13 protein-coding genes are annotated in these 15,004 nt (G+C 63.9%); 4 read left to right on the top strand and 9 right to left on the bottom strand.

From position 1 onward, the window contains the following. The 3 genes from B3T59_RS17770 to B3T59_RS17760 all read right to left on the bottom strand — a co-directional run. Positions 1–435 (bottom strand): amidohydrolase family protein (locus tag B3T59_RS17770; protein WP_349681977.1); only part of this gene is annotated, 435 nt, incomplete at its 3' end. Continuing rightward, positions 432–4,022, bottom strand: a complete 3,591-nt coding sequence (mfd, locus tag B3T59_RS17765) for a transcription-repair coupling factor (RefSeq protein ID WP_287004553.1) — start codon at positions 4,020–4,022, stop codon at positions 432–434. The genes B3T59_RS17770 and mfd, both read right to left, overlap by 4 nt. 43 nt (positions 4,023–4,065) lie before the next feature. Next, positions 4,066–4,608: a CGNR zinc finger domain-containing protein gene (locus tag B3T59_RS17760; RefSeq protein WP_064861498.1), complete on the bottom strand. Its 543-nt coding sequence runs from the start codon at positions 4,606–4,608 to the stop codon at positions 4,066–4,068. Positions 4,609–4,647: 39 nt separating this feature from the next. Here B3T59_RS17760 and B3T59_RS17755 point away from each other — a divergent pair, with 39 nt between their 5' ends. Both B3T59_RS17755 and B3T59_RS17750 read left to right on the top strand, forming a co-directional pair. Beyond that, positions 4,648–5,733: an EamA family transporter gene (locus B3T59_RS17755; RefSeq protein ID WP_287004551.1), complete on the top strand. Its 1,086-nt coding sequence runs from the start codon at positions 4,648–4,650 to the stop codon at positions 5,731–5,733. A gap of 32 nt (positions 5,734–5,765) precedes the next feature. After that, entirely contained in the window at positions 5,766–6,557 is a 792-nt protein-coding gene (locus tag B3T59_RS17750; protein ID WP_064903806.1) for a dioxygenase, read from the top strand. 36 nt (positions 6,558–6,593) lie between these two features. On the opposite strand, the gene B3T59_RS17745 is transcribed toward B3T59_RS17750, so the two are convergent. From B3T59_RS17745 to B3T59_RS17730, 4 genes are all read right to left on the bottom strand, one after another. Continuing rightward, positions 6,594–7,454 carry an ABC transporter ATP-binding protein gene (locus B3T59_RS17745; RefSeq protein WP_082933513.1) on the bottom strand — a complete coding sequence of 287 codons (861 nt, stop codon included), beginning with the start codon at positions 7,452–7,454 and terminating at the stop codon, positions 6,594–6,596. Further along, a complete protein-coding gene (locus B3T59_RS17740; RefSeq protein WP_287004549.1) occupies positions 7,451–8,551 on the bottom strand; it encodes an ABC transporter substrate-binding protein in 1,101 nt (366 codons plus the stop codon). The genes B3T59_RS17745 and B3T59_RS17740 overlap by 4 nt, the downstream gene beginning before the upstream one ends. Continuing rightward, entirely contained in the window at positions 8,548–9,171 is a 624-nt protein-coding gene (locus B3T59_RS17735; RefSeq protein ID WP_231894562.1) for an ABC transporter permease, read from the bottom strand. The genes B3T59_RS17740 and B3T59_RS17735 overlap by 4 nt, the downstream gene beginning before the upstream one ends. A 239-nt stretch (positions 9,172–9,410) precedes the next feature. Beyond that, entirely contained in the window at positions 9,411–10,187 is a 777-nt protein-coding gene (locus B3T59_RS17730) for an SDR family NAD(P)-dependent oxidoreductase (RefSeq protein WP_064903808.1), read from the bottom strand. A 419-nt stretch (positions 10,188–10,606) separates the two neighbouring features. Here B3T59_RS17730 and B3T59_RS17725 point away from each other — a divergent pair, with 419 nt between their 5' ends. Then, complete coding sequence (locus tag B3T59_RS17725; protein ID WP_064861886.1) at positions 10,607–11,935, top strand: aspartate aminotransferase family protein; 1,329 nt, start codon at positions 10,607–10,609, stop codon at positions 11,933–11,935. Between the two features lie 16 nt (positions 11,936–11,951). Here the strand turns inward: B3T59_RS17725 and B3T59_RS17720 are convergent, their stop codons facing one another. Next, the gene (locus B3T59_RS17720; RefSeq protein ID WP_064861885.1) at positions 11,952–13,460 is read right to left on the bottom strand and encodes a PLP-dependent aminotransferase family protein; all 1,509 of its coding nucleotides are present in this window, start codon (positions 13,458–13,460) and stop codon (positions 11,952–11,954) included. 49 nt (positions 13,461–13,509) lie between these two features. On the opposite strand from B3T59_RS17720, the gene B3T59_RS17715 reads away from it, so the two are divergent. After that, the gene (locus tag B3T59_RS17715) at positions 13,510–14,232 is read left to right on the top strand and encodes a sulfite exporter TauE/SafE family protein (RefSeq protein WP_156527379.1); all 723 of its coding nucleotides are present in this window, start codon (positions 13,510–13,512) and stop codon (positions 14,230–14,232) included. Here the strand turns inward: B3T59_RS17715 and B3T59_RS17710 are convergent. Continuing rightward, on the bottom strand, positions 14,191–14,946 hold the full coding sequence (locus B3T59_RS17710) for a TetR/AcrR family transcriptional regulator (protein ID WP_064861883.1): 756 nt from the start codon (positions 14,944–14,946) through the stop codon (positions 14,191–14,193). The two genes, B3T59_RS17715 and B3T59_RS17710, sit on opposite strands and share 42 nt — an antisense overlap. Positions 14,947–15,004 lie beyond the last annotated feature (58 nt).

The following is a 15,004-nucleotide window of genomic DNA, read 5'->3' as shown; positions in this document are numbered from 1 at the left end:
GACGTCGGTCAGGTCGTCGAGATGTGCTGCGTCGACGTATAACTCGGTATGCCAGCCCGCGACATCGTGCACACGTCTGGCGAACGCGTCGAGTTCATCGAGTGATGCCGACCCTCCTCGCGCAACATTGAACCGAATGCCACGGACGCCACGCTCAGACAAGGCGACGACATCCTCATCGGTGACAGTGGTCGGTAGCTGCGTGACCCCGACGAATCCCTGACCGAGTTGCTCCAACGCCGCGACCAGATACGTCTGGTCGAACTTCTGGAACGATCCGGAAACCACTGCGCCGCCGACGATCCCGAGCGATTCGGTGCGTGCGCGGTACTCCGGCACTCCGAACTGCTCCGGAAGAAATCCGTTGTTCTCGACGACGGGGTAGGCGTGATCGATGATGTGGAAATGCGCATCGAAGATCCCCCGCGCGCTCATCGGTCAGCCTGCTCGAGCGGCTTGAGGTTGCGCAGGAACGTCGCGAGGTACTCGATGACCTCGTCGTCGCGCAGGCGCGCCGATCCGACGCCTCCGGTGCGCGGAATCGGTAGCGTGACAACCGATGTGGTCGCCCGATACGACGCCGCGGGGTACAACCGTTTGAGGCGCACCTGCTCGCTGTCGGCCAGCGGGAGCGGCGCGACCTTCACACTCGTACCGGTGGTGCCGATCTCGGTGACACCCCGTTCACGTGCGCGCAGACGGAGTTTCGCGATCGACGCCAGGCGTTGTGTTTCCTCGGGCGGTTCGCCGTAGCGGTCGGTGAGTTCCGACATCACGCCGTCGACCTCGTCGTCCGACGTCGCCGACGCGAGCTTGCGGTACGCCTCGAGGCGCAACCGATCGGAATCGACGTACTCGACCGGAATGTGTGCGTCGACGGGCAGGTCGATGCGGACCTCGCTGGGTTCCGACGACGTGACGGGCAGGCCGTCTGCCGCGGCGCGGTATGCCTCGACGGCCTCGCCGACGAGGCGGACGTACAGATCGAATCCGACACCGCCGACGTGCCCTGACTGCTCGGCACCGAGAACGTTTCCGGCACCACGCAATTCGAGGTCCTTGAGCGCGACGGCCATGCCCGCGCCGAGTTCGTTGTTCTGCGCGATCGTCGCCAACCTGTCGTAAGCCGTTTCGGTGAGCGGCTTTTCAGGACTGTAAAGCAGGTAGGCGTAACCGCGCTCACGACTTCGACCGACACGACCACGCAACTGATGCAACTGCGACAGGCCGAGATTCTCGGCACGATCGACGATGAGTGTGTTCGCGTTCGAGATGTCGAGACCGGTCTCGATGATGGTGGTACACACCAGCACGTCGAACTCGCGATTCCAGAAACCGGCGACGGTGCGTTCGAGTTGATCCTCATTCATCTGACCATGCGCCACAGCAACTCTCGCCTCGGGGACCATCGCGGCGATATCGCGGGCCGTCTTATCGATGGTCGACACCCGATTGTGAACGTAGAAAACCTGGCCGTCGCGCAACAGTTCTCGGCGAATCGCTGCCGCCACCTGCTTGGGCGAATACGCCCCGACGTAGGTGAGCACCGGATGCCGTTCTTCCGGCGGGGTGAGGATGGTCGACATCTCGCGAATGCCCGCCATCGACATCTCCAGCGTTCGCGGAATCGGCGTCGCCGACATCGTCAGCACGTCGACGTGCGTGCGCAACGACTTGATGTGTTCCTTGTGTTCGACGCCGAAACGCTGCTCCTCGTCGACGATCACCAGCCCGAGGTCTTTCCACGTGACACCGGTCTGCAGCAATCGGTGCGTACCGATCACGATGTCGACCTCGCCCTTCGCCATCTCCTTGATGATCTCGCGTGACTCCTTGGCATCGGTGAACCGCGAGAGTCCTCTGATGCGCACCGGGAACCCCGACATACGCTCGGTGAATGTCTGCAGATGTTGTTGCGCGAGAATGGTCGTCGGGACCAGGACCGCGACCTGCTTACCGTCCTGCACGGCCTTGAAGGCCGCGCGAACTGCGATCTCGGTCTTGCCGTAACCGACATCGCCGACGATCACGCGGTCCATCGGAGCCGACTTCTCCATGTCGTCCTTGACCTCGCCGATCACCGTCATCTGATCGACGGTCTCGGTGAAGTCAAACGCGTCCTCCATCTCACGTTGCCAGGGCGTGTCCGGACTGAAGGCGTAGCCCGGCGCGGCGTGCCTGGCCGCGTAGAGCTGGACCAGCTCGCCGGCGATCTCACGAACAGCCTTGCGCGCCTTGCGTTTCGTGTTCTGCCAGTCGGAGCCGCCGAGCTTCGACAACGACGGCTGCTCGCCTCCGACATAACGCGACAACTGATCGAGCGAATCCATCGGCACATAAAGCCGGTCGCCGGGTTGCCCACGCTTGGAGGCCGCATACTCCAGCACGAGGTACTCCCGTCGCGCGCCCGACACAGTGCGTTCGATCATCTCGACGAACTTGCCGATGCCGTGCTGATCGTGCACGACGAGATCGCCCGCGGTGAGCGCAAGCGGGTCGACTTGATTGCGACGCTTGGCGGGCAATCGCTTTCCGTCGCGCACACTGGCGACGCGGTTGCCGGTGAGGTCCGTCTCCGTCACGATCACCAATCCCGCACTTGGACTGACGATTCCGTGACGCAGCGCGCCGTTGAACACCGACACGGTTCCCGGTTCGGGTCGCGCGCCCCCGTCGACGAGTGCGTGCGGAACCTCTGCGTCGGCAAGTCGCTCGCAGACACGCTGTGCGGTGCCCTTGCCCGCGACCACGATCGCAGCGGTGTTGCCCGCGCTGACGTGAGCGCGCAGTCCGGCGAACACGATCCGGATCTCCTCGTCGTCACCATGCGGCGTCGGCCCCGGGGTGATGTCGAGTTCGTATTCTTCGCCGAAGCCCGCAGACAGCGGACTCATCGTCCACCACGACCGACCCGCCGCGAGCGTGGCCTTCTCGACGTCATCGAGTGGCCGATAAGCACTGGCCTGCAAATCAATTCCGGTCGGACCGGACATATCGCGGGTGTCGACGGGCGCCGTGGCTCCCATCGCGGCGGCGTTCCACGACGCCTCGAGGAACTCGGCTCCGGTTTGTGCGAGATCGGCTGCGCGCGTGCGGACCTTCTCGGGATCGAGCACGAGCACGCGGGTGCCGGCGGGCAGCACCTCGGTCAGCAACTGCATCTCGCCGTCGACAAGCGCCGGTGTCAGCGCTTCCATTCCCGCGACCGGAATACCCTCGGCGAGCGAGGTGAGCATCTCGACGAGCGAGGGATCGTCGGCGTTCTCGACGGCGAGTTCTGCCGCGCGTTCGCGCACGGGCGGGGTGAGCAGCAGCTCGCGACAGGGATGGATGAGGACTACCGACGCGTCGACCTCGGGTTGGCTACGCTGATCCGCCACCGAGAACGCCCGCATCTCGGAGATCTCATCGCCCCAGAACTCGACCCGCACAGGGAAATCGGCGGTGGTCGGGAAGACGTCGAGAATGCCGCCGCGTACGGCGAATTCGCCACGCCGACCGACCATGTCGACGCGCTCGTACGCCATCTCGACGAGATCGGTGAGCAAGCCGTCGAAGTCGAGTTCGATGCCCTCACGCAACGTCATGGTGCGTATCTCCCCGAGCCCGGGCGCCATCGGCTGCACCAGTGATCGGACGGTGGTAACCACCACGCGCAGCGGAGCGTCGCCCGGGTGCGCCAGCCGATGCAGCACCTCGAGACGCTGCCCGACGACCTCGGCGCTCGGCGAGAGCCGTTCGTGCGGAAGCGTCTCCCACGACGGGAACTGCGCCACCGCAGACTCGTCGTCGAGAAGCTCGCGTAGTTCGGCCGTCAGGTCGTCGGCTTCGCGTCCATTCGCCGAGACGACGAGGATCGGCGCGTCAGCAACCTCGGAGAGACAACTGACCACGAACGGCCGGGCGGCGTCGGGGGCAGTGATCGCGAGTTGCGGATCGTCGCGATGGTCACGCAGTGCCGCGATGCTCGTGTCCGCGCAGGCGAGGGATGCGAGTCCGTGAAGGGCGGGAGTAGACGACACTTCGGCAATTCTAGGGCACGGCAATTCTGCCAGGCAGATGCCGCTAGTCGGCTGTCGCTGCCTGCCGCGCCCGATACGCCGCGACGGCGTTGCGATTACCGCAGGCCGTCGAGCAATACCGCCGAGACCGGTTGCGAGAAAGGTCGACGACGACGCCCTCGCAGCCCGCGTCGGCGCAGACGGACAACCTCGACATGTCGTCGGCCCTGATCACGTCGATCATGGCCATCGCGGTCTCGACCATGATCCGGTCGGCGAGGGGGGCGTCGTCGTCGATGGCGTGCAGATGCCAGTCCGTGTCGCCGTGTCGCACCAGCCGCGGCACGGCCAGGTGCCGACTCAGGATCTCGTTGACTTGATCGACGGCACGGTCGCGGTCGGCGATGAGCAGCGCTCGCAGCGCCGGCCGGATCGCCGACACGGCGTCGAGTTCTTGCTGGTCACCGTCATGGCGGCCGGTATAGCCGTAGTGGTCCCAGAAGGCGTCGAGGTCGTCGATGGAACGCAGGGTCTCTGGCGACTCTGCCGAGTTGGCGAGCGCAACCGCTGCCTGCAGCGCCAGATCGACGTCATCACCGAAAACCATGTTGACACCTTACCAAGGCCGCCGCTAGCGTCATTACCCATGACGTCGGTGACCCATGACCGCACGCCGGCAGAGGTGGCCGCTCGCAGACGCGCGGGCCTGATCCTGGCCCTGGTGTCGGCAACGAGCTTCGGGCTGTCGGGCGCGCTCGGCACGCCGCTGATGGCCGCGGGGTGGAGCGCGGGCGCTGTCGTCGCGATCCGCATCGGCATCGGCGGTCTCGCGTTGCTGCCGTTCGCCATTCGCGACCTCGGCGGTGTCTCGGCGCTGCGATGGTCGACGCCGTCGACGCTGGTCCGCGACCACGGCAGGACGATCGCGCTCTACGGATTCCTCGGCATGGCCGTCGCACAGTTCTGCTACTTCTCCGCCATCGAGCACATGGACGTCGGACCGGCCCTACTCATCGAGTACACCGCACCCGTTGTCGTGGTCGCGTGGATGTGGGCGATCCACCGCCAGCGGCCGTCGCGGTGGGCGCTGGCTGGTATTGCGGTGAGCGGCGTCGGATTGGTCGGAGTCCTCGACCTCGTCGGCGGCACCTCGGTGAGCCCCGTCGGTGCGCTGTGGGCGTCGGGCGCAATACTCGGCGCCGCCGGCTACTTCATCATTTCGGCCAAGGAGAACGATTCACTGCCGCCGTCTGTGCTCGCGGCGAGCGGAATGGTCTTTGCGGCAACACTTCTCGGAGTACTCGGCCTCGTGCATGCACTGCCGATGACGATCGGCGACCCGACGGTCCACTTCGCCGGATTCGACGCACCGGCATGGACGGTGCTGGCTGCTCTCGCGCTCGTCACCGCGGCGACCGCATATCTCACCGGAATCGGTGCCGCGCGCAGACTCGGAGCGCGGCTCGCCTCGATGTTCGCGCTTGTCGAGGTCTTGGCCGCGGTCGTATGGGCCGCGATCCTGCTCGATCAGGTCCCGGCGGCGCTCCAGATCGTCGGCGGCGTCTTGATTGTCGTCGGGGTCATCGCGGCCAAGATCGGCGAACCGGGCACGTCGACGTCGCCCGTCGGCGAGCCGTTGCCGCTTGGCCACGTGCCAGAAGGCCCCGAGAACGATGCTGCCGACAGCCATGCTCCCGACAACGATGCCGCAACGTCTGCACCCGAGACTTAACCGGACTGCGGTCCGGTTGATACGATGTTCGCATGTCAGCCCCCGAACCCACCCGCCAGCCGACGCTGTTCCTGAGTCACGGCGCCCCACCACTCGTCGACAGCGAACGATGGGTCTCCCAGCTCACCGAGCTGTCCACCACACTCGACCGTCCATCGGCGATCCTGGTGGTGTCGGCGCACTGGGAGGCCGCGCCGCTGACGATCGGTTCGACCGACCCGACCACGCCCCTGACCTACGACTTCTGGGGATTTCCCGAGCGCTTCTATCGCACCACCTACTGGTCGCCCGGTGCTCCCGATCTCGCGGCGAGAGTCGCGGCGATGATGCCCGACGGCACCGCAATCGCCCGTGACCAGCACCGTCGCCTCGACCACGGCGCATACGTGCCGTTGACGGTCATGTACCCCGACGCCGATATTCCCGTGCTCCAGATCTCGCTTCCCACACTCGACCCCGCACAATTGCTGAACCTCGGCCGTCGACTCGCACCGCTGCGCGACGAGGGAGTGCTCATCATCGGATCGGGTTTCACCACGCACGGGCTGCCGTATCTGACCGACCCGTCCCCCGACGCCGCGCCGCCGAGCTGGTCATCGGAGTTCGACGCCTGGGCGCACGAGCGTTTCGCCGACGGCGACGTCGAGTCCCTGATCGATTTTCGACGCACCGCCCCGGGAATGCCCTACGCCCACCCCACTATTGAGCATTTCGCGCCGCTCTTCGTCGCGCTGGGCGCCAGCGACGATCCCGAGCAACAGGCCGACCAGGTCATCGACGGGTTCTGGATGGGCCTTGCCAAGCGGTCGCTGGTGCTTGCCTGAGGGGACCTCTCACCGGATCCGCCTGCGCCTGCTCACTCAGTCGTGAGCGGCGTAGATCGCCTCGGCAAGTTCAAGTTTGAGCTGCTGGAACTCTGGCGTTGCAATCACCGCAGGCGATCGGACGCCGTCCGGCGTATCGCCGGGTAGTTCGATTCGTCGATCGATCGAGATTCGCCCGGGCCGCGCGCTCATCACGAGCACTCGCGTCGATAAAAACACTGCCTCCTCGACCGAGTGGGTCACGAAAATGATCGTCTTACGTTCACGTCGCCAGATTCCGAGCAGCTCGACCTGAAGACGCTCACGCGTCAATGGATCGAGCGCCCCATACGGCTCGTCCATGAGAATCAGCCGCGGATCGTTCACCAACACCCGCGCGATCTGTGCACGCTGCTGCATACCACCGGACAGTTCATACGGTCGTCTCTCGCCAAATCCCGTCAGACCAACCAACTCGAGCATCGCCGAAGCCTTGTTCTCACGCTCTTGTTTCGGCACACCGCGCATCTTGGGCCCGAACTCGACGTTGCGCCGCACCGACAACCACGGGTACAGAGTCGCCGCCTGAAAGACGACCCCCCGTTCCGGTGACGGTCCGTCGATATGCGCGCTACCGATCATCACCGTTCCCTCGGTAGGTTCGAGAAATCCAGCAATGATCTGGAGCAGCGTGGTCTTGCCACATCCGGACGGCCCTACGAGACAGACGAACTCGCCGGGGTCGATGGTGAGGTCAGTGCGCGCAAGTGCGACCACCTCCGACGATCCCGATGAGTACGTCTGGCCGACGCCGGTGAGAGTCAGGCGATCTGCCAGACTCTCTTGCGCGGCGGAACCGCTCGTCCCAAGACCTTGTGGCCCACTGTCATTGGCTTCGGTAGCACTGCTCGTGTTCATTGTCCCGCCACCTCATTGATTGCGGTGCTGTAGACCGCGTTGTTGTATACCTGCTGGTCGCTGACCGCATCGACTTCACCCTGATCCTTGAGAAAGGACGCGGTGTCGAACAGTGAACGCGCGAGTCCGCCACCAAACCACCGTGGCTGCGATTGTTCCTTCGCGTTCAGATAGACATATCCCTTCAGCTGTGTGCGCACCTGCTCGGGAGGCACACCGAGTTGCCCGGAGATCCGTTCGACGGCATCGTCAGGCTTGTTCTTGATCTGCTCGACCGCCCAGTTCTGAGCGACCGTCCACATCCGCATGGCCTTGGGATTCTCCCTGACAAACGCGCCGCGTGCGCCCTCGAGATCGAATGTGGGACTTCCGGCGTCGGCGGTGTCCTCTGCGGTCATGATGATGTGACCGGACCGTGTGAGTTGTGACAGCGTCGGCTCCCAAATCCATGCGGCGTCGATCTGTCCTCCCTGCCACGCGCCAAGGATGGCGCTCGGCTCCAGGTTGATCACGGTGACGTCGCCGGTGATACCCGCTTTTGTCAGTGCGGACATGAGACTCAGGTGTGATGTCGAGCCAAACGGCACACCAATCTTCTTGCCGCGCAACTGACTGATGGATTTGATCTCCGGATCGCGAACCACAAGCGACTCCGCACCGCCAATCACGTCTTGAATCCACACAACCGACACGTCAAGGTCCAGCGGCGCCGACAATGCCTTGGCTGCAGGCGCTGACCCGAACAGCCCGAGGTCAAGCGAGTTGGACCCGAAGGCACGTACCACATCGCCTCCCGATGAGAACTGCGTCCACACGATCTTGGCCTTGGGCATGCACTTGGTGAGTATGTCGGCATCCTTGACGACGAGATCACCGTTCGGGATTTGCTGATAGCCGATGCGGATATCGCCGGTGATCGACTCGTCGGGCTTCACCGGGCAGGAGACCTCGGTGATCAGAGAGCGGCTTTGCTCGCCCCGACCTGACTTGACGATGCAGCCCGTTGCCGAGACGCTGACGCCGACACACAGAGCGGCGGCGACGGCGGTTCGGACCACCGTGCGTGTCGTGAAGAGCCGAGAAACGTTGCGCATCATACTTTTCCCTTCCAAGGCGCAACTGCGAGGCCGATCCACTTGAGAATCGAGTCAAGCACGAGTGCGGTGATGCCGATGACGATGATGCAGGCGATGACCAAAGGGGTGCGTAGCTGGGTGCCCGCTATGTAGGCGAGTCCGCCAACGCCTGGGATACCGTTGTTGAGTTCGGCCGCGACCACTGTGGTCCAGGCGAACCCGACCGCCAAGCGGATACCGCTGACGATCTCCGGCGCCGTCGCCGGCAAGATCACCCGGGTGATGACCTGCATCCGGGAAGCACCAAGACTCCGTGCCGCGTTGATGTAGTCAGCCTTGACGCCGAGAATTCCGGTGACCGTCGCAACTGTTATCGCCGGGAAGGCCGCGAGAAACAGCAGCCAGATTTTCGACGTGTCACCGATTCCAAACCAGACGATTAAGAGGCTGAAGTAGCCAAGCGGCGGCAGCGCGCGCAGAAAGTTGAGATAGGGCTCGATGACGGTCGCAATGACCTTCGACGTTCCCATCAGCACCCCTAGGAGCACGCCGACGATAATCGCTGCACCCACACCAACAAAGATGCGTTGCAGACTCGCTATCAAGTGCTCCCAAAGGAAATAGTTCTGTTCGCCCAACACTTCTCGCGGAACACCTGGGGCCACCTGGTGCCACGTGTTCGCACGGATAAACGCGTCCCACACTGCACCGGGACTCGGCAGATACAACGGACTGACGATTCCGACAGCAGTGATCGTCCACCACACAACTAAGAAGGCGATGAGCGCACCCAGTCGAATCGCCCAGGACCGCAAGAGCTTCGACGATATGGAGAGCCGTGCGTGGATCGACGGCTTGGGGATCGAGGTCGCTAGCGCGTTCATGCTGTCCTCCGGTGTACGCGCTGTGCACTGGTCTGATCGCGGGCGAGCAACAGCATGCTGTCGACGTTCACATGCGGCGGTCGAGTTACCACCCAACTCACCGCATCAGCGACGTCAGCCGCACTCAGGGGCGCCAACCCCGCATAGACCGCCGCGGCACGGTCAACGTCACCGTCGAAGCGGTTGATGGAGAACTCCGTTTCGACCATCCCCGGGTCGATTTCACAGACACGCACCGGCTCGCCGAGCAGTTCCAGCCGAAGCACCCGCGTGAGTGCGCGCACGGCATGCTTTGCCGCGTTGTATCCGCCGCCGCCGAGGTACGGCTCGATGGCGGCGACCGAACCAACCGTGACAACCGTGGCACATCTCGACGCGCGCAACAGCGGCAACAGCTGCCGGGTCACCCGGAGGACGCCGAGCACGTTCATGTCGAACATGGCCTGCCAGTCCGCATCCGAGGACTCGGCGATCGAATCGGCTCCGATCGCGCCGCCGGCGTTGTTGACCAGCACATCAGCTCGCTCAAGGAGTCCACAGAAGGCTGTGACCGAGTTGGGATCGGTCACATCGAGGTGCGCGACCGTCACTCTCGCCTCCGGGTGATCAGCGCGAATCTTTGCCGCGAGGTCGTCGAGCCGTTCGATACGACGCGCACCAATGTGCAGGTCGTGACCGGCCGCCACGAGGGCCCGAGCGCTCGCCGCGCCGATGCCACTACTGGCGCCCGTGATCACAGCAAGTGGGCGGAAGGGGTCGGGAGCGTCGGCCATGGTGAAGGTCCTCCTCAAAGGGGTAGCGGCTGCTGAACACAGTGGGACAGCACGTTTGATACAGCGTCGGGCAGAACTGGTGCTACGAGAAGGGCCACAACCGCCCAATACTGCAGGGCCAGATGTAACGAATAGGCCATCCCTGTGTCATTCGCAACGAACTCTGCCCACCCGCTCGTAGACGGTTGAGGCCACAACCTGGCGCTTCGCTGCATCTCGGCGAGCGACAGTGCAGATACGATCCACGGCCGCGAATTTCACACCGCATCTGGCTCTGTCAATTGAGAGAGTTCTGGCCCTTTCAGTGGTGCCAACCGGCTGAGACAGTGGACACAACGTCAACGACGCCATCATCGGTCGCCGACGAAATACAGACGCTGCACTGTTGTAGCGACCCCCACGTCGAGAAGGAGATCCGGATGCCCGCACCCGAGAACGCGCAGGCCGCACAGACATACGCACTCGACCGCGCACACGTCTTTCACTCATGGTCGGCGCAAGCAACGCTCGACCCGCTCGTCATCACAGGCGCCGAAGGCATGTACGTGTTCGACGGAGACGGCAACCGGTTGCTCGATTTCTCCTCTCAGCTGGTGTTCACCAATATCGGCCACCAACATCCGAGAGTGGTGCGCGCGATCGCAGACCAGGCGTCGACGCTGTGCACCATCGCACCCGCACATGCAAACTCTGCTCGGGCTCGCGCTGCCGAACTCATCGCTGACATCGCACCGGCGGGATTCAACAAGGTCTTCTTCACCAACGGCGGTGCCGACGCCGTCGAGCACGCCGTCCGAATGGCACGACTAACCACGGGCCGATACAAGACACTCTCTGCCTTCCGCGGTTATCACGGCGGCACGCAGCAGGCAATTAATCTCACCGGAGATCCACGTCGTTGGCCGAATGACTACGGCTCGTCGGGCGCCGTGCATTTTTTCGCCCCGTTTCTTTACCGCAGCCAATTCCACGCCACCACGCAGGAGGAGGAATGCGCCCGGGCACTCGCACATCTCCGCACCCTTATCGAATTCGAAGGCCCTGACGACTTCGCCGCGATCATCCTTGAATCCGTACCCGGCACAGCGGGAATCATGCCGCCGCCGCCGGGCTACCTCGCAGGCGTGCGCGAGCTGTGCGATCAGTTCGGCATCGTCATGATCCTCGACGAGGTGATGGCAGGGTTCGGCCGAACCGGCAAGTGGTTGGCACTCGAGCACTTCGACGCCGTACCCGATCTCATCACCTTCGCGAAGGGCGTGAACTCGGGCTACGTTCCCATGGGCGGCGTGATCCTGTCCGATCGAATCGCCGACGAGTTCGCCACGCGCGCATACCCGGGCGGCCTCACCTACTCAGGCCACCCGTTAGCCGCCGCCGCGGCGGTGGCGACCATCGAAACCATGCACGAGGAGAAGCTCGTTGACAACGCTGCGACAGTCGGAACCGAGGTACTCGGACCCGGTCTGCGCGAACTCGCAGAACGTCATTCGATCATCGGCGATGTACGCGGACTCGGCGTCTTCTGGGCCATCGAGCTCGTCTCCGATCGCCAAACCAAGCAACCGCTGGCGCCGTACGGGGGCAGTTCGCCCGAGATGAAGGCCATCGCCGATCGCGCTCAGCGCAACGGTCTATTGATGTTCCAGAACATGAACCGCTTTCATCTCACGCCACCCTGCATCGTCTCGGCAGAGGAAACCAAGCAAGCCTTGGCGATTCTCGACGACGCGCTCTGCGCGGTCTGAGCTCGACGCCGGGTTCTCACGGCAACGCTGCCGCGAGAGCGCGGATGCCCGGTTCGATCTGCTCGGTACGCATTGCGCTGTAGCCCAACCGTAGGTTCGTATTGCGCCACGTCCCGGGAAAGTAGTATCGCGATCCATCGGCGACGAGCACGCCGTGGCCGCGGGCACGCAACGCCCAACGCTTGCAATCGATCTCGGGCGGAGCCGTGTACCACAGGCTGACTCCACCTGGCGGGTATGCGCTTGCACCCTCAGGCATCGGAAGATGTTGCGCCACTGCCGAGGTCAACGCTTCCCAGTTGCCGCGGAGACGTCTGCGTTGGCCACGCAACACCTTGTGATAGTCACCAGACGAAATGAAGATTCCCAGCGCCCGCTGCAAATGACCCGCGAGATGCTTTGAACGGTGGTGACGTTCGACGCGCAGCGCTGCAATCACGTCGGGATGGGCCACTACGAAACCGAGCCGCAGACCCGCCGCGAGGAATTTCGAGAACGAGCCGATGTAGAGCACCCTCCCACTGGTGTCCATTGCCTTGAGTGACGGTGAAGGTTGACCGCGGAATCGGAACTCGCTGTCGTAATCATCCTCAATGACGAATGCATCGCGATCTGAGAGCGAGTCCATGAGCAAGCGCCGACGCGGCATGCTGAGCGTCACGTTGGTCGGATGATGATGACTCGGTGTGAGGTAGATGGCATCGAACCGGGCCGCATCCTCGATGACTGCGCCCCACTGATCGGTCGCAAGCGGAACCACCGACGCCCCGATGCGGGTGCAGATATGCCACGCGTCCACATAGCCGGGGTTCTCCACAGCGACCGTCGACGACGGACCCAACAACACGTCTGCGATCAGCGAAAGACCCTGCTGCGCACCAGAAGTGATCAGTACTTCGTCGGGCGTCGCCGCCACACCGCGGGATGGCAGGATCTCGTTGCACAACGCGTCGAGGAGCAGCGGGTCATCTGAGTCGCCCGCGTCGCGGATACTGTAAGCCAGATGTGGGTGATGAAGCGCCGCAACCATCGCACGCTGCCAGGCGCGCGCCGGAAAAGATCTCACCTCCGGCTGCGCCGAGATGAACGGGTAAGGATAGTCCTGCCAGTTGGTGAACGCGGGCGCACGCGTGACCGGCAACTGCCTCACACCCGACTGCCTACGTTCGAGACGTGGCTGCCAGTCCATTGCCCGCGCCCGCGCTGGCAAGGTGGCACGAGATGCGACCGCTCGCGTAGCGAGATCTACGGGATAGAGGCCAGAACGAGGTCTGCTTTCCACGAGTCCAGCCCCGGTCAGTTCCTGATACGCCAGGGCTACGGTGTTGCGCGAGACGCCGAGGGAAGAAGCAAGGTAGCGCGTCGACGGCATCGGCCGCGTCTGGCCGTAGACGCCTCGGGCGAGTTGGTCCTCGAGAAGTGCGCGTACCTGACGGTAGAGCGGTGTAGACGACGACTGGTTGACTGACAACGGCGTCAGTTCCTCGCTGAACTCACGCCCGCCCAATCTGGCCTCCTTGTTCATGCCCAATCTGGCACTTTTAGTGTGACAGCGTAGAGACCAGTCTAGAGCGGTGAGTGTTTTGACGCCGTGGGCAATGGCTGCCGTCGTCGGGATCGTCCTCGCGGGCTCGTTGGTCCAGGGAGTTTCCGGTTCGGGCTTCGGAGTCGTCACCGCTCCCGCGCTACTGATGGTCGCACCGCAACTCGTTCCGACGACACTGCTGTGCCTGGCAACCGTGGCTTGTGGCTTCGGGGCATGGCGCGAGCGCACGCACATCGACTGGGCATTCGTGTCCAGATGCCTCATCGCCGCAGTGCCGGGCACCGCGACTGGCCTCGTCGCAGTCCACCTCGTAGCCGCTCCAACGTTGGAAGTGGGTATTGCAACTGCGGTAATCCTCGGTGGTGTCGCAGGCCTGTGTGGAGCTCGGGTCCCACTTTCCCACCGTGGCACCGTCGCAGCCGGATTTCTCTCCGGCGCACTCAATTATGCTGCGGCACTCCCCGGGCCGCCGCTGGCCCTCACCTACCGGACTCCCGACGCCGCGCAAATCCGTGCGACCCTTTCGGCTGTGTTCACGATGATGTCGCTCGCCACGTCAATCGTGGTGACGACGATCGGGCGAGGCGGAATCGAGAACCTAAAAGCCGCAGCACTTCTCGCTGCTCCGCTCGCTGTCGGCATCGCATTCGGACGTCGAATCGCGCCCTGGGTGAGCGCAACCTGGACAGCGCGAGCGGGGATGTCGTTGTCAGTCCTCGCCGGATTGGGACTCCTGCTCAACAACGTCTGACGCGCGGTCGGTAGATGTCGCGTCGCCAACCGTTCGCGCTTTGTGTTCGACGTAATCCGGCCCGACGAGTTCGGGGTCCGGGTCGAGGCGGGTGAGTCCGTTCCAGCAGAGATTGACCAGGTGCGCCGCGACAACCTCTTTCGACGGTTCGCGGACGTCGAGCCACCACTGCGCCGTCACCGACACCATCCCGACGAGCGCCTGTGCGTACATCGGGGCCAGCTTCGGGTCGAATCCCCGTCGTTCGAAGTCGCCGGCAAGGATGTGCTCGACCTGGCTGATGGCGTCATTCAGAAGACTTCCGTACGTCGCGTTGTCCCTCGACGACGCACTGTCGCCGCGCACGAGGATGCGGAATCCGTCGGTGCGCTCCTCCATGTAGGTCAACAGCGCCAAGGCCACCTGCTGAATGCGATACAACGAGCGGTTCTTGGAGAGCGACGACGTGATCATCTCGAGCAGGGTCTCCATCTCACGGTCGACGACGACCGCGTAGAGACCTTCCTTACCTCCGAAGTGCTCGTACACAATCGGTTTCGACACCCCGGCGCGCTGGGCGATCTCTTCGATGGATGTGCCCTCGAAGCCCCGCTCGGCGAACAGACCGCGCGCGACCTCGATCAGTTGCAGGCGTCGTTGGGCGCCGGTCATGCGGGCCCGTGGCGCGCGTTTGACCTCACCTGTGCTCGAGTTCGCCGGACGGCTGACAGCCATGAGGCCACCCTACGAGATCTCCCACGCCCAATCGACCTGACGCTCCGGCTGCCCCCCG

The sequence above is a fragment of the Gordonia sp. UBA7860 genome (assembly GCF_002500165.1).
In the GTDB taxonomy this organism is placed as follows: Bacteria; Actinomycetota; Actinomycetes; order Mycobacteriales; family Mycobacteriaceae; genus Gordonia; species Gordonia sputi.
Note: the sequence above shows the minus strand (reverse complement) of the source record. Positions and strands in the feature narration are given on the sequence as shown.